This is a genomic window from Pseudomonas sp. GM18 (assembly GCF_000282195.1).
Lineage (GTDB): Bacteria > Pseudomonadota > Gammaproteobacteria > Pseudomonadales > Pseudomonadaceae > Aquipseudomonas.
Genome location: NZ_AKJT01000003.1, coordinates 1 through 15,651, shown reverse-complemented (window position 1 = coordinate 15,651; position 15,651 = coordinate 1). Strand labels below are relative to the sequence as shown.

Annotated in this window: 9 protein-coding genes and 1 other RNA gene; 4 read left to right on the top strand and 6 right to left on the bottom strand. The window is 60.3% G+C overall.

Translation table 11 applies throughout. The annotated features are described in order from the left end of the window. Positions 1-91 precede the first annotated feature (91 nt). From ffs to PMI21_RS27045, 6 genes are all read right to left on the bottom strand, one after another. Positions 92-188: signal recognition particle sRNA small type (gene ffs / locus PMI21_RS28505), an RNA gene on the bottom strand. 289 nt (positions 189-477) lie between these two features. Beyond that, positions 478-1,641: a zinc-binding metallopeptidase family protein gene (locus PMI21_RS27025; RefSeq protein ID WP_007933340.1), complete on the bottom strand. Its 1,164-nt coding sequence runs from the start codon at positions 1,639-1,641 to the stop codon at positions 478-480. 154 nt (positions 1,642-1,795) lie between these two features. Further along, positions 1,796-4,153, bottom strand: a complete 2,358-nt coding sequence (ligA, locus tag PMI21_RS27030; protein ID WP_007933338.1) for an NAD-dependent DNA ligase LigA — start codon at positions 4,151-4,153, stop codon at positions 1,796-1,798. A 156-nt stretch (positions 4,154-4,309) separates the two neighbouring features. Beyond that, complete coding sequence (zipA, locus tag PMI21_RS27035; protein WP_007933336.1) at positions 4,310-5,161, bottom strand: cell division protein ZipA; 852 nt, start codon at positions 5,159-5,161, stop codon at positions 4,310-4,312. Positions 5,162-5,418: 257 nt separating this feature from the next. Then, positions 5,419-8,907, bottom strand: coding sequence for a chromosome segregation protein SMC (smc, locus tag PMI21_RS27040; RefSeq protein WP_007933335.1), 3,489 nt, complete (start codon positions 8,905-8,907; stop codon positions 5,419-5,421). 2 nt (positions 8,908-8,909) lie between these two features. Then, a complete protein-coding gene (locus PMI21_RS27045) occupies positions 8,910-9,569 on the bottom strand; it encodes a GntR family transcriptional regulator (RefSeq protein ID WP_007933334.1) in 660 nt (219 codons plus the stop codon). Positions 9,570-9,835: 266 nt separating this feature from the next. Here PMI21_RS27045 and xdhA point away from each other — a divergent pair, with 266 nt between their 5' ends. The 4 genes from xdhA to guaD form a co-directional block, all read left to right on the top strand. After that, positions 9,836-11,290 carry a xanthine dehydrogenase small subunit gene (xdhA, locus tag PMI21_RS27050; protein ID WP_007933333.1) on the top strand — a complete coding sequence of 485 codons (1,455 nt, stop codon included), beginning with the start codon at positions 9,836-9,838 and terminating at the stop codon, positions 11,288-11,290. Then, positions 11,283-13,679, top strand: coding sequence for a xanthine dehydrogenase molybdopterin binding subunit (gene xdhB, locus PMI21_RS27055; protein WP_007933330.1), 2,397 nt, complete (start codon positions 11,283-11,285; stop codon positions 13,677-13,679). Before xdhA ends, xdhB begins: the two co-directional genes overlap by 8 nt. A 129-nt stretch (positions 13,680-13,808) precedes the next feature. Next, complete coding sequence (xdhC, locus tag PMI21_RS27060) at positions 13,809-14,654, top strand: xanthine dehydrogenase accessory protein XdhC (RefSeq protein ID WP_007933327.1); 846 nt, start codon at positions 13,809-13,811, stop codon at positions 14,652-14,654. A 76-nt stretch (positions 14,655-14,730) separates the two neighbouring features. Continuing rightward, positions 14,731-15,651 (top strand): guanine deaminase (gene guaD / locus PMI21_RS27065; RefSeq protein WP_177318266.1); only part of this gene is annotated, 921 nt, incomplete at its 3' end.

Below are 15,651 nucleotides of genomic sequence, written 5' to 3'. Positions count from 1 at the left end.
CCGCCCTGGATGAGCTCCATGGCAGGGAAAGTAAGACAGTACGTTTAGATAGAAAACACGAAAGAGGGTTCGTGTTGCGTTATGGAGGCAACCCCACCAGCCACACCCCGGCACACAATGTCACCGCTGCGGCTGCTCCCTTCCAGGCCTGACCGGGTTCACGGCTGATCGTTGCGGGGGGACCGATGGGGTCACCATAACGACGCTCACCTGACGGCGAGCCGCGCCATTGTACCTATCTGAGACGAAGTTACAACCGTTCGGGCGGATTAAAAAACATGAGCCGCTTCAAGGACATGCGCCGACCTTGAAAAGATCGCGACTTGGTAGCAGCTGCCGAAGGCTGCGTTCGGCTGCGGAGCAGTCGTGAAATCAGGCAACCCGGTTTCAGATAAACCGCGAACACCGGGTTTACGACTGCTTCGCCGCCGAACGCAGGCTGCGCCAGCTGCTACCAGGCTGCGATCTTTTGATCTCCTATTGCACCAACACTTCATCCGCCCGGCCGCCCTCTTGCTGGATCACCAGGTGAATGAAGTGCAGCCTGGCGATCACCGCCGGCGGCAAGACGAACGGATAGAAATCCGGCTGGCCCATGCTGCGTGACAGTTCGTTGAGCATGCCGGCCAGTTCGATCCACGCATTGACGAACGACAGGAACGCCGGACCGCCGGGGTGCTGCGGATCGAACAGCGTGCCGGGCGGAAACGGCTGATAGTCGAAATCCATTTCCTGGGCACTCATGCCAAAACCCAGGGCGGTGTCCACCGCATCCATCATGTGCAGGTAATGCGCCCAGGTTTCCGCCCAGTCTTCCCAAGGGTGCATGGTGGCGTAGGCGCTGACGTAATGTTGCTGCCAGTCGAGCGGCGCACCTTGTTGATAATGCTGTTCAAGAGCCTCGGCGTAGTTGGCACGCTCGTCGCCGAACAGTCCGCGGAACGGTTCCAGCCAGGCACTGTTGGCAATCAGCCGGTCCCAGTAGTAATGCCCCGTCTCGTGCCGAAAGTGACCGAGCAGCGTGCGATAGGGCTCATGCATCTGCACGCGAACCTGCTCGCGGTGGGAGTCGTCGGCTTCTTTGATATCGAGGGTGATCAGACCGTTGGCGTGCCCGGTGGTCGGCGGCTTGCCTTCGAGGTCGATACCGATGAAATCGAAGGCCAGACCAGCCTCTTCGTCCACCGCTTTGGGAATGACCGGCAAGCCCAGGCTGAGCAACTGCGCCACCAGGCGACGCTTGGCGGTTTCCACTTTGCCCCAGCGCTCATGATTCTCGGGGATCGACAGGTCGGGGATGGTGCGATTCAGGTTACAGGCGATGCACAACGCATCGTGATGATTGGCCGGCAATAACCAGTTGCACGCAGCCGGGGAATCGAGATTGGCGCAACGGCGGAAAATACCGGCGTCAGGGTCGGCATCGAGCAACCAGGTATCCGCTTGCGGGCCGGGTTGCAGAGACGACAAGCGGCTTTGTTGCGGCTGATAGCCCAGCGCCGCCGAACAGGCCAGGCACTGGCTGTTGCGAAAGAACAGCGACTGCCCGCAGCGACAATGCCAGACCTTGCTGTTGCGCGAATGCTCACCCATGAAGGGCGCGGCGATGCGCGAGCTGAGCTGTTCGAAGAAGCGGTACATGGCGATCTCTGTTTGGGGACTGCCAAGACTAGATCACTCCTCAGCAATGATTGTTCCCACGCTCTGCGTGGGAATGCCGCCCCGGACGCTCCGCGTCCGCTGTGACGCAGAGCGTCACGGGATGCGTTACCACGCAGAGCGTGGGAACGATCAATTAAACCGAAATATTGTGTTTACCAAGAAACCCGACAAACGCCTCTTCATCCAGCACTTTCAACCCCAGCTCATTGGCCTTGGCCAGCTTCGAACCTGCGCCCGGTCCGGCAACTACACAATGAGTCTTGGCCGACACCGAACCGGCCACCTTGGCACCGAGGCTTTCAAGTTTGTCCTTGGCGACATCTCGACTCATCAGTTCCAGCGAACCGGTCAGCACCCAGGTCTGTCCGGCCAGCGGCAATCCTTCGACGACTTTTTTCTCGCTCTGCCAATGCATTCCGAAATCGCGCAACTGCTTTTCAGCGGCCTCGGCGAGCTGACGGTTTTGCGTCACTGCAAAGAACTCCCGAACCGAGGCCGCCTGCTTCTCCGGCAACGCCTGACGCATGTCCAGCCAATCAGCGTTCATCACCGCTTCAAGCGAGCCGAATTTGTCGGCAAGCTTCTGCGCCCCGCCCGGCCCAACCGAAGGAATGTTCAGCTTGTCGAGAAAACCGCCAAGCGTGGTGCTTGCAGCAAATTCGGCACCCAACTCACCCTGATCCTGAATCTGCAGGCCGTGTTTGAGCAGCTCAGCAATCACCTGCTGGTTATGCGCATCTTCAAAGAAGCTGTGAATCTCGTGAGCCACTTCCAGCCCGACATCCGGCAAATACGTGAGCACTTGCGGCAATGCCTGCTGAACCCGCTCCAGCGACCCGAGAGAACGCGCAAGCACCTTGGCCGTCTCTTCGCCGACATCAGGAATGCCCAAGGCGTAGATGAACCGCGCCAGACTCGGCCGCTTACTGTCTTCGATAGCGCCGAGCAGGTTCTTGCTCGACAGCTCGGCAAAGCCTTCGAGGTCGACGATTTGTTCGAAGGTCAATGCGTACAAATCGGCCGGCGAATTCACCAGACCCTCGTCCACCAGTTGCTCGACGCTCTTCTCTCCCAGACCTTCAATGTCCATGGCGCGACGCGAAACGAAGTGAATGATCGCCTGCTTGAGTTGCGCACCGCAGGCCAGACGGCCGACACAGCGATACACCGCGCCTTCGCTGATGGTCTCACGGCCCTTGCTGCGCTTGACCAGTTGTGTGCGCTCGACATGCGAACCGCAGACCGGGCACTGCTCAGGAATCTGTACCGGCCGGGCATCCTCAGGACGGCGCTCGATGACCACCTGCACTACTTGTGGAATCACGTCACCGGCGCGACGGATGATCACGGTGTCGCCGATCATCAGACCCAACCGCGCGACCTCATCCATGTTGTGCAACGTCGCATTGGCCACGGTAACACCGGCAACCTTGACCGGCCTCAAACGCGCCACTGGCGTCACGGCACCGGTGCGGCCGACCTGAAACTCCACATCGAGCAACTCGGTGAGTTCTTCCATCGCCGGGAATTTGTGGGCAATCGCCCAACGCGGTTCGCGAGCACGGAAACCCAGTTCGCGCTGGGAGGCAATGCTGTTGACCTTGAACACCACGCCGTCGATTTCATAAGGCAGCGCATTGCGGCGTTCGCCGATGTCGCGGTAGTAATCCAGGCACTCATCGATGCCATGAGCCGATTTCAGCTCATGGCTGACCGGCATGCCCCAGGCTTTGAGCTGCTGCAGATTGCCAATGTGCGTGTCGGCGATATCGGCGGAAACCTGGCCGATGCCGTAGCAGCAGAATTCCAGCGGACGGTTGGCGGTGATCTTCGAATCCAGCTGCCGCAAGCTGCCCGCCGCCGCGTTACGCGGGTTGGCGAAGGTCTTGCCGCCGACTTCCAGTTGCGTGGCGTTGAGCCGCTCGAAACCGGCCTTGGACATGAACACTTCGCCGCGCACTTCCAGGGTCGCCGGCCAGCCGCTGCCATGCAGCTTGAGCGGGATATTGCGCACAGTGCGCACATTGACGCTGATATCCTCACCCGTGGTGCCATCGCCGCGAGTGGCGCCGCGCACCAGCATACCGTCCTGATACAACAGGCTGACCGCCAGGCCATCGAGCTTGGGTTCGCAGCTGTACTCCACCGCTGCACCGCCACCGAACAGGTCACCGACCGGCAGGTCCAGACCTTCCGTCACCCGGCGATCGAATTCGCGCATGTCGGTTTCTTCGAAGGCGTTGCCAAGGCTGAGCATCGGCACTTCATGACGCACCTGAGTGAACGCCGACAGCGCCGCGCTGCCGACACGCTGGGTCGGCGAGTCACTGGTGATCAGCTCGGGATGGGCCGCTTCAAGGGCCTTGAGCTCGTGGAACAAGCGATCGTATTCGGCGTCCGGAATGCTCGGTTCATCCAGCACATGGTAGCGATAGTTGTGCAGATCGAGCTCGGCGCGCAGCTCTAGAATGCGGGTTTCGGCGGCAGTCATGGGTGTTCTCTCATAAAGCAAAAGAGCAGCCGAGGCTGCTCAATCTCATTTCATCAAGATCAAGGAATCGCAGCCTCGTTTCACTCGACAGCTCCTACAGGTTTTGCAATTTGTTGTAGGAGCTGTCGAGTGAAACGAGGCTGCGATCTTTTGACCTCAGCGCTTCTGGGTCAGGGCGCGACGTTCAAACTCGACGATGCGCTGACGGTAGTGCTCAATCGTTTGGGCGGTCAGCACGCTGCGCTGGTCGTCCTTCAGTTCGCCGTTCAGCTCCTGGGACAGCTTGCGCGCCGCCGCCACCATCACGTCGAAGGCTTGCTTCGGATGACGCGGGCCTGGCAGACCGAGGAAGAAGCTCACCGCCGGGGTGCTGAAGTGGTCGATATCATCCAGATCGAAAACACCCGGCTTGACCGCGTTGGCCATCGAGAACAACACTTCGCCGTTACCGGCCATGCTTTCGTGGCGGTGGAAAATGTCCATCTCGCCGAAACGCAGACCGCTTTCCAGAATGTTCTGCAACAGCGCCGGGCCCTTGAAACCAGCCGGGTCGCGGCAGATCACGCTGATCACCAGCACTTCTTCGGCTTGCGGCTGATCTTTATCAGGCGCGCTGGCAGACTTGGTGTCATCCGGGAAATCGTTGTCACGGCTGCTGAAGCTCGGGCCGCCGTCCAGGTCCAGATTGAGGTTCAAGTCGCCCTGGGAGGGTTCGCCATGGCCACGCTTGCCGCGCTTGGAACCCGACTCGCGAGGCTCACGGGCAGGCATGCTCACCGACGGCAGGTCGTGCTCGTCCAGTTGCGGTTCTTTCTGGGTGTCCAGCACGCGGGGCGGGCCCAACAGCTCGGCGCTGGAGTCCTCGTCCGGCAGGTTGGACAGACTTCGATCAAGACGGAATTTCAGTTTTCCCTTGCCGCCGCGCATGCGGCGCCAGCCATCGAAAAGAATACCGGCAATGACAATAATGCCGATGACGATCAGCCACTCGCGCAGACCGATTTCCATGTAATCCCGTGCCTCTATAAAAAATGCTGAAAAATAAGGGGTTTACATTGTGTAAACCGCTTTAAAACGTGGCGCCAACTCTATGTTCTGACAGGCCTTTTGCCACGTATACGAAAAATTGACATTAAACTAGCACGACCAAAGACAACTTTACACCGTCTGTCACATTGGCTTGCGCGAATTATGTCGATTGGCCAGCAAGTCAAGACAGGTAAAAAGCCCTACAGCTCAAAATTACTTGCCCTACACGCCATGACTCAGGCGTCCACCATGGCCATCGCCTCCTCCACATCCACTGCCACCAGACGCGAGCAACCCGGTTCGTGCATCGTCACCCCCATCAATTGATCAGCCATTTCCATGGCGATCTTGTTGTGGGTGATGTAGATGAACTGCACCGTCTGCGACATCTCTTTGACCAGTCGTGCATAGCGTCCAACGTTAGCGTCATCCAATGGCGCGTCAACCTCATCGAGCATACAGAACGGCGCCGGATTCAACTTGAAGATGGCAAATACCAGGGCCAATGCGGTCAGGGCTTTTTCGCCACCGGAGAGCAAATGGATGGTGCTGTTCTTCTTTCCTGGCGGCCGCGCCATGATCGTTACCCCTGTATCGAGTAGATCTTCGCCCGTCAGTTCCAAATAGGCGCTGCCTCCACCGAAAACTTTTGGGAAAAGGGCCTGTAAACCGCCATTGATCTGATCAAAGGTATCTTTGAAGCGGTTTCGGGTTTCCTTGTCGATCTTGCGAATGACGTTCTCGAGGGTGTCCAGTGCTTCCACCAGATCGTCGTTCTGAGCATCCAGATAACGTTTACGCTCGGATTGTTGCTGGTATTCGTCGATGGCCGCGAGGTTGATCGCGCCAAGGCGCTGAATCCGCGCGGCAATACGCTCGAGTTCTTCTTCAGCGTCTTTCTCGCTGGCCCCGGCCACCAGTGTGGCGAGTACGCCATTGAGGTCGTAGCCGTCTTCGAGCAATTGATCCTGCAAGGTCTTGCGCCGCACCGTCAGCGCTTGCCATTCCATACGCTGCTGTTCGAGCTGGCTACGAATCAACTGGGATTGCTGCTCGGCCTGAGTCCGGCGCTTTTCGGCATCGCGCAGTTCACGGTCGGCGTCTTCCATGGCGATTTGCGCGGTCTTGAGCTCTTCGTCGACGGTCATGCGTTTGTCGAGCAACTCTTCGAGTTTCAGCCGCAGCTCTTCCAGCGGCGCCTCGCCCTCTTCCAGGTTGAGACTCAGTTGTTCGCGCTTCTCGGTCAGGCGCTCTGCCTGCATTTCCAGCCGCTCAAGGGCCTGACGAGTGGAATCGTGTTGCGCCTTCAGCGAACCGAGGCGCACCGCCAATTGATGCGCATGGTCCTTGTGCTGCCGAGCTTCCTGACGCACCCGATCGAGGCGCTCGCGCAGGCTGTCGCGCTGGGCCAGCAGCAACTCGCGCTGCTCGGTATCCACCGCCATGCTGTCGAGGGCTTCCTGCAATTGCAGGCGCGCTTCGCCGATGTTTTCGTGTTCCAGGGCGCGCTGTTCGCTGAGTTCGGCAAGCTCTTCATCGAGACGGGTGCGGCGCAGGGTCAACTGTTCGACCTTGGCTTTGCCGGCCGACAACTGGGCTTTCAATTCGCCCTGCTGACGCGCTTCGTCTTGCAGCAGACGGCGCAAGTGTTCGCGGCCGTTTTCCTGCTGACGCTGTTGCGCCCTGAGATTCTGAAGTCGGGTTTCCAGGGTTTCGACCGTGGCTTCGCGCTCTTCGCGCTCAAGGCCCAGGCGCTGGATTTCCTGGCCACGGGCAAGCACACCACTTTCCGCTTCGCTGGCTCGACGCACGCGTAAAAAGTGCCTGCCGACCCAGTAACCGTCACGGCTGATCAGGCTTTGGCCGGCGGCCAATTGCCCGCGCAAGGCCAAAGCCTGTTCAAGGCTGTCGACCGGTTTGACCTGGCCCAGCCACGGCGACAGATCGATCTGTGCCTCGACCTTGTCGAGCAAACTGCCGGGCATGCGCACGCCATCGCTGGCCGGGCTGAGCAGACGCAAATCGCCTTGGGCAAACCCGGCCAGATCGAAATCACCGAAGTCGTCCACCAGCACCGCTTGCAGGTCGGCGCCGAGCACGGTTTCCACCGCCAGCTCCCAACCTGATTCAACTTTCAGACCCTCGGCCAAACGCGGACGATCCGCCAGATGCTGTTCGCGCAGCCATTCGGCGGTGCCGGTGCCCGGATCGAGCGCGGCTTGCTGCAAGGCCTCCAACGACGCCAGCCGACCGTTGAGCCGCTGCAAATCACCTTGCGCCTGCTGCTGCGCCGACAACGCTTGCTGCAATTCCTGGCGCAGTTGCTCGAGGCGTTCAACTTGCGCTTCTTCGCTGGCCTGCAAGTCTTCCAGCGTCGCCTCGGATGCGGCCAACTGCTCGCTGAGTTCCATGATCGCCGCGTCTTCCGGGTCTGCCGAGAGCAGCGCGCGCTCTTCGGCCAGGCGCTTCTGGCGATCGGCCAATCGCTCCATGCTGGTTTCCAGCTGCTGGATCCGCGACTGCTGAACTTCAGCCTGGCGACGCGGCTCGGCGGCGGTGAGGTTGAAGGTGTCCCACTGCTCCTGCCAGCCGTGCATGGTGGTTTCGGATTCTTCCAGTGCGGCGGCGGCTTCTTCGGCGGCGGCGCTGGTGACTTCCTGCTCCGGCGTGAGCATGTCCAGCTCTTCGCCCAGGGTCAGCAGCAAGGTGCGGTCGTGGCCCAAGTGCGACTCGGTTTCCAGCCGCGCGCGCTCGGCTTCTTTCAGATCGTCCTGCAATTGACGCAAGCGCTGCTGGCCATGCTGGATGCTCTGCTCGACCCGGGCGATGTCGCCGCCGACCGAATAGAAGCGCCCCTGCACCAGATTGAAGCGCTCGGACAGGTCGTGATGACCGTCACGCAGGCGTTCGATAGCCGCGTCGGCGTTGCGCTGCTCGGCCACCAGGGCTTCAAAAGTAATTTCCTGAGTGCCGATGATCGCTTCGCGCTGGCCGACCTGCTCGTTCAGCGCCTGCCAGCGCAGGGCTGACAACTGGGCCTTGAGTTGACGCTCTTCGCCTTTGTATTCCTGATACTTCTTGGCGGCCTCGGCCTGGCGGTGCAAGCGTTCAAGCTGACGCTCGAGCTCTTCGCGCAGGTCGGTCAGGCGGGCGAGGTTTTCGTGGGTGCGGCGAATGCGGTTTTCGGTCTCGCGCCGACGCTCCTTGTACTTGGAGATGCCCGCTGCTTCTTCGATAAAGTTGCGCAGGTCTTCCGGCTTGGCTTCGATCAGCTTGGAGATCATCCCCTGCTCGATGATCGAATAGCTGCGCGGGCCGAGACCGGTCCCGAGGAAGATGTCAGTGATATCACGACGACGGCATTTGGCGCCGTTGAGGAAATAACTGTTCTGGCTGTCGCGGGTCACTTTGCGGCGGATGGAAATTTCCGCGTAGGCGGCGTATTCGCCGATCAAGGTGCCGTCGGAGTTATCGAACACCAGCTCGATGCTCGCCTGGCTCACCGGTTTACGACTGGTGGAGCCGTTGAAGATGACGTCGGTCATCGACTCGCCGCGCAAGTTCTTGGCCGAGCTCTCGCCCATCACCCAACGCACAGCGTCGATGATGTTCGACTTGCCGCAACCATTGGGCCCGACCACCGCCGCCATGTTACTGGGGAAGTTCACCGTGGTCGGGTCGACGAAGGATTTGAACCCCGCCAGTTTGATGCACTTGAGCCGCACGCTTAAGCGACCGTCAGGGCAGAAATCACCAGATCGCAACTGCGCTGGGCATACGCCGTCAGCACCACGCGGATCTGCGCAAAGTCACGGGCCAGCACCGCGGCCAGCAGGCGTTCGAACAGCTCCAGGAACTCGCTCATCGAGGCCTTGCGCTGGTCCAGCGCAAGGAAATACGCACGGCTCATGGCCGGCTGCAGATTCTCGACGGTTTCCTGCAAGTACGGGTTGTTGGCGAACGGATACGCGGCACGCATCACGCTGAAGCTGTCGTCGACAAACGTGCGGATGTCCTGGCGCTCGTAGCTGGCGGTCAGGCGCTGCTGGATCTCCACGAACGGCGCCATGTCGGCCTGGACTTGCCAGCCGCTGGCCACGGCGTTGCCGAGCAATATGTACAACTCGCTCATCAGCTTGCACAGGCTCTGCACCTTGTGCGCCGTCAGTTCGGTCACGTGGGCGCCACGTCGCGGCAAAATCGCGATCAAGTGGCGGCGCTCGAGGATCAGCAAGGCCTCACGGACTGAACCGCGGCTGACATTGAGGGCCAGCGTGACCTTCTGTTCCTGGATGCGCTCCCCCGGCTTCATTTCGCCGCGAATGATACGTTCGGCGAGGTGGTGAGCGATTTGCTCGGCGAGGCTGTCCGGCGCCTTGAACGTCATGGTTGTCCTTCAAACTCTTCGATCTGCACAAGCGGCGCAGTGTAGCGCAATTGAGGGGTCATGGCGGAGTGCCCACCCAGCGGTTTTTGGCACGATTCAAGCAAAAAGCAGGCTATCCCGTGAGGGTCAATAATGAAGGAACGAGTCGTTGATCGACAAAATGCTATTTCCTGACCTTTAAGTCATAAAATCATTGACCGAAAAGTCAGACCTGATAAATTCGGTTCATGTCGGTTAACAACAATAATGAGTCTGCGAGGCCATCCGTGATCCAGTTTTTACTCAACCAGGAACTCCGTAGCGAGCACGCCCTGGACCCGAACCTGACTGTGCTCAATTACTTGCGCGAACATGTGGGCAAACCCGGCACCAAAGAAGGCTGCGCCAGCGGTGACTGTGGCGCGTGCACTGTGGTGGTCGGCGAGCTGCAGACGGATGACGATGGCCGCGAACACATTCGCTATCGCAGCCTCAACTCGTGCCTGACTTTTGTTTCGTCGCTGCACGGCAAGCAACTGATCAGCGTCGAAGACCTCAAGCACCAAGGCCAGTTGCATAGCGTGCAAAAAGCCATGGTCGAGTGCCACGGCTCGCAGTGCGGCTTCTGCACTCCGGGCTTTGTCATGTCGCTGTTCGCCCTGCAAAAGAACAGCGATCAACCAGATACTCATAAAGCTCACGAAGCCCTGGCCGGCAACCTCTGCCGCTGCACCGGCTATCGGCCGATCCTGGCCGCTGCCGAGCAATCCTGCTGCGCCAAGCAACCGGATCAGTTCGATGCACGCGAAGCGGAAACTATCGCTCGCCTGAAAGCCATCGCCCCCACCGACATTGGTGAACTCAACAGTGGCGATAAACGCTGCCTGGTGCCGCTGACCGTGGCCGATCTGGCCGACCTCTACGACGCTTATCCACAGGCCCGCCTGCTGGCCGGCGGTACCGACCTGGCGCTGGAAGTCACGCAGTTCCACCGCACCTTGCCGGTGATGATCTACGTCGGCAACGTCGCCGAAATGAAACGCATCGAACGCTTCGACGATCGCCTGGAAATCGGCGCCGCCACCGCCCTCTCCGACTGTTACGACGCTTTGAAGGCCGAGTACCCGGACTTCGGCGAATTGCTGCAGCGCTTCGCTTCGTTGCAGATTCGCAACCAGGGCACCCTCGGCGGCAACATCGGCAACGCCTCGCCAATCGGTGACTCGCCACCGCTGCTGATCGCCCTTGGCGCGCAGATCGTGCTGTGCAAAGGCGAGACTCGCCGCACCATGGCCCTGGAAGATTACTTCATCGATTACCGGGTCACCGCGCGCCAGGAAAGCGAGTTCATCGAGAAGATCATCGTGCCCCGCGCCAGCGCCGAACAACTGTTCCGCGCCTACAAGGTGTCGAAGCGTCTGGACGACGACATCTCCGCGGTTTGCGCAGCGTTCAACCTGCGCATCGACAATGGCGTAGTTGCCGACGCCCGCGTTGCTTTCGGCGGCATGGCGGCCATCCCCAAACGCGCGAAAAACTGCGAAGCCGCGCTGGTTGGCGCACCGTTCAACAACACCACCATCGAACGCGCCTGTGCCGCACTGGCCGAAGATTTCACACCGCTCTCGGACTTCCGCGCCAGCAAGGAATACCGCCTGCTCAGCGCGCAGAACCTGCTGCGCAAATACTTCATCGAACTGCAAACACCGCACATCGAGACTCGGGTGACCGCTTATGTCTAATCATCACGCCGTAGAGAAGACCCAAGCCGAACTGGCTGAACTGTTCGCCAAGGACCTGACCACCGGAGTCGGCCGCAGCGTCAAGCACGACAGCGCCGCCAAGCATGTGTCCGGTGAAGCACAGTACATCGACGATCGGCTGGAATTCCCCAATCAGCTGCACGTTTACGCACGGCTGTCGGACCGCGCCCACGCGAAAATCATCAGCATCGACACCAAGCCCTGCTACGCCTTCGAAGGCGTGCGCATCGCCATCACCCACGAAGACGTGCCGGGCCTGAAAGACATCGGCCCGCTGTTGCCGGGCGATCCGTTGCTGGCCATCGATGACGTGCAGTTCGTCGGCCAACCGGTGCTCGCCGTCGCTGCGAAAGACCTGGAAACCGCACGCAAAGCCGCGATGGCGGCGATCATCGAATACGAAGACCTCGAACCCGTTCTGGACGTGGTCGAAGCCTTGCGCAAACGCCATTTCGTGCTCGACAGCCACACCCACCAGCGCGGCGATTCAGCCAATGCCTTGGCCACTGCCGAGCATCGCATTCAAGGCACGCTGCACATCGGCGGCCAGGAGCACTTTTACCTGGAAACCCAGATCTCTTCGGTGATGCCGACCGAAGACGGCGGGATGATCGTTTACTGCTCGACCCAGAACCCCACCGAAGTGCAAAAACTGGTGGCGGAAGTGCTGGACGTGTCGATGAACAAAATCGTCGTCGACATGCGCCGCATGGGCGGTGGTTTTGGCGGCAAGGAAACCCAGGCTGCCAGCCCGGCGTGCCTGTGCGCGGTGATCGCGCACCTGACCGGTCAGCCGACCAAAATGCGCCTGCCGCGGGTCGAAGACATGCTGATGACCGGCAAGCGTCACCCGTTCTACGTCGAATACGACGTGGGCTTCGACAGCACCGGTCGCCTGCACGGTATCGCCCTGGAACTGGCTGGTAACTGCGGTTGCTCACCGGATTTGTCGGCCTCGATTGTCGACCGTGCGATGTTCCATGCCGACAACTCGTACTACCTGGGCGACGCGACCATCAACGGTCACCGCTGCAAGACCAACACCGCGTCGAACACCGCTTACCGTGGTTTCGGTGGTCCGCAAGGCATGGTCGCCATCGAAGAAGTGATGGACGCGATTGCCCGCCATCTGGGCCTCGACCCGCTGGCGGTGCGCAAGGCCAACTACTACGGCAAGACCGAGCGCAACGTTACCCATTACTACCAGACCGTCGAGCACAACATGCTCGAGGAAATGACCGCCGAACTGGAAGCCAGCAGCCAGTACGCCGAGCGCCGCGAAGCGATCCGTCGCTACAACGCCAACAGTCCGATCCTGAAAAAAGGTCTGGCGCTGACCCCGGTCAAATTCGGTATTTCCTTCACCGCCAGTTTCCTCAACCAGGCCGGTGCGCTGATTCACGTCTACACCGACGGCAGCATCCACCTGAACCACGGCGGCACCGAAATGGGCCAGGGTCTGAACACCAAGGTTGCGCAAGTAGTGGCTGAAGTATTCCAGGTGGAAATGGACCGGGTGCAGATCACCGCGACCAACACCGACAAAGTGCCGAACACCTCACCGACCGCGGCTTCGAGCGGCGCCGACCTCAACGGTAAAGCCGCGCAGAATGCCGCAGAAATCATCAAGAAACGCCTGGTGGAATTTGCCGCACGGCAATACAAGGTCAGCGAAGAAGACGTGGAATTCCACAACGGTCACGTGCGGGTTCGCGATCACATCCTGACGTTCGAAGCGCTGATCCAGCAGGCGTATTTCGCCCAGGTGTCGCTGTCGAGCACCGGCTTCTACAAGACCCCGAAAATCTACTATGACCGCAGCCAGGCTCGTGGTCGGCCGTTCTACTACTACGCCTTTGGTGCGGCCTGCGCCGAGGTGATCGTCGACACCCTGACCGGCGAGTACAAGATGCTGCGCACCGACATCCTCCACGACGTCGGCGCCTCGCTGAACCCGGCGATCGACATCGGCCAGGTCGAGGGCGGTTTCATCCAGGGCATGGGCTGGCTGACCATGGAAGAACTGGTGTGGAACAACAAAGGCAAGCTGATGACCAACGGCCCGGCCAGCTACAAGATCCCGGCGGTGGCCGACATGCCATTGGACCTGCGGGTGAAGCTGGTGGAAAACCGCAAGAACCCGGAAGACACGGTGTTCCATTCCAAAGCCGTGGGTGAACCGCCGTTCATGCTCGGCATTGCCGTCTGGTGTGCGATCAAGGACGCCGTGGCAAGCCTGGGCGACTACAGGCATCAACCGAAAATCGACGCGCCGGCGACGCCGGAGCGGGTGTTGTGGGGGTGCGAGCAGATGCGCCAGTTGAAGGCGGCGAAGGCCGTGGAAGCCGAATCCGAGGTGGTGGTTTGATTGATCGTTCCCACGCTCTGCGCAGGAATGCAGCCCGCGACGCTCTGCGTCGCATTGTGAACAGCGGACGCGGAGCGTCCAGAGATGCATTCCCACGCAGAGCGTGGGAACGATCTTGAGAGGTGAACCATGTACAACTGGATCGACGCCCTCGCCGACCTGCAAACCCGGGGTGAACCCTGTGTGTTGGTGACCATCATCGAAGAGCTCGGCTCGACGCCGCGCAATGCGGGCTCGAAGATGGTCATCAGTGCCACGCAAACGTTCGACACCATCGGTGGCGGGCATCTGGAATACAAAGCCATGCAGATCGGCCGCGAGATGCTTGCCAGCGGCCGGCAGGACACCCATCTGGAGCGCTTCAGCCTCGGCGCCAGCCTGGGCCAGTGCTGCGGCGGCGTGACTGTGTTGCTGTTCGAGCCGATGGGTCAGGTGCAAGCGCAGATTGCTGTGTTCGGTGCCGGCCACGTCGGTCGGGCGCTGGTGCCGCTGCTCGCCAGCCTGCCCTGCCGGGTGCGCTGGATCGATTCGCGGGAAGCCGAATTCCCCGAACAGATCCCCCACGGCGTGCGCAAAATCGTCACCGAAGAACCGCTGGATGAAGTCGATGACCTGCCTGCTGGCAGCTACTGCATTGTCATGACTCACAACCACCAGCTCGACCTCGAACTCACCGCCGCGATCCTCAAGCGCAACGACTTCGCCTACTTCGGCCTGATCGGTTCGAAGACCAAACGGGTGAAATTTGAACACCGCCTGCGTGATCGTGGTTTCGACAGCGCCGTGCTGCAACGCATGCGCTGCCCGATGGGGCTGGGCGAAGTCAAAGGCAAGCTGCCTGTGGAAATCGCCATCTCCATCGCCGGCGAAATCATCGCCACCTATAACGCGAATTTCGGCCAGCACACCGCCAGCGCCGGATCATCGATCGCCAAGCTGCTGCCTGCTTCACGCCGCAGCCAAGCCTCGAACTGAAAAGCTTCTAACTGAAAGCCTTGAACTGAAAAGCTTTGAATTGAAAAGCTTCGAACTAATTGAGAACCCCATGCCAATGACTCGCAAAGCCTACCGCGCCGCCATTTTGCACAGCATCGCCGACCCTGCCGAAGTGGGTATCGAAGCCTCGTATGAATATTTCGAAGACGGCCTGCTGGTGGTCGAGAACGGCCAGATCAACGCCATCGGCCACGCCAGCGAATTGCTGCCGACGCTGCCGGCCGACATCGAGATCACCCATTATCAGGACGCACTGATCACCCCCGGTTTCATCGACACCCACATTCACCTGCCGCAAACCGGCATGGTCGGCGCCTACGGCGAGCAACTGCTGGACTGGCTGAACACCTACACCTTTCCGTGCGAAAGCCAGTTCGCCGACAAGGCCCACGCTGACGAAGTCGCGGATATTTTCATCAAGGAGCTGCTGCGCAACGGCACCACCACCGCACTGGTCTTCGGCAGCGTGCATCCGCAATCGGTGAACTCGTTTTTCGAAGCCGCCGAACAGCTGGACCTGCGGATGATTGCCGGCAAGGTGATGATGGACCGCAACGCGCCGGACTATCTGACTGACACCGCCGAATCGAGCTACGTCGAAAGCAAGGCGCTGATCGAACGCTGGCACGGCAAGGGCCGCTTGCATTACGCCGTCACACCGCGCTTCGCCCCGACCAGCACCCCGGAACAGCTGACCCTCGCCGGCCAGTTGCTCAGCGAATACCCGGATCTGTACATGCAGACCCACATCAGCGAAAACCTCAAGGAAGTCGAGTGGGTCAAGGCACTGTTCCCGGAGCGCAAGGGCTACCTGGACGTCTACGATCACTACCAACTGCTCGGCGAGCGCTCGGTGTTCGCCCACGGCGTGCACCTGTGCGACGACGAATGCGCACGCCTGGCGCAGACGGGATCGGCGATTGCCTTCTGCCCGACGTCGAACTTCTTCCTCGGCAGCGGCTTTTTCAACCTGCCG

Excerpts from the sequence above, each read along its gene's own strand:
- PMI21_RS27025 (WP_007933340.1), bottom strand. The coding sequence starts at position 1,641 with ATGTACCGCTTCTTCGAACAGCTCAGCTCGCGCATCGCCGCGCCCTTC.
- ligA (WP_007933338.1), bottom strand. The coding sequence starts at position 4,153 with ATGACTGCCGCCGAAACCCGCATTCTAGAGCTGCGCGCCGAGCTCGAT.
- zipA (WP_007933336.1), bottom strand. The coding sequence starts at position 5,161 with ATGGAAATCGGTCTGCGCGAGTGGCTGATCGTCATCGGCATTATTGTC.
- PMI21_RS27045 (WP_007933334.1), bottom strand. The coding sequence starts at position 9,569 with ATGACGTTCAAGGCGCCGGACAGCCTCGCCGAGCAAATCGCTCACCAC.
- xdhB (WP_007933330.1), top strand. The coding sequence starts at position 11,283 with ATGTCTAATCATCACGCCGTAGAGAAGACCCAAGCCGAACTGGCTGAA.
- xdhC (WP_007933327.1), top strand. The coding sequence starts at position 13,809 with ATGTACAACTGGATCGACGCCCTCGCCGACCTGCAAACCCGGGGTGAA.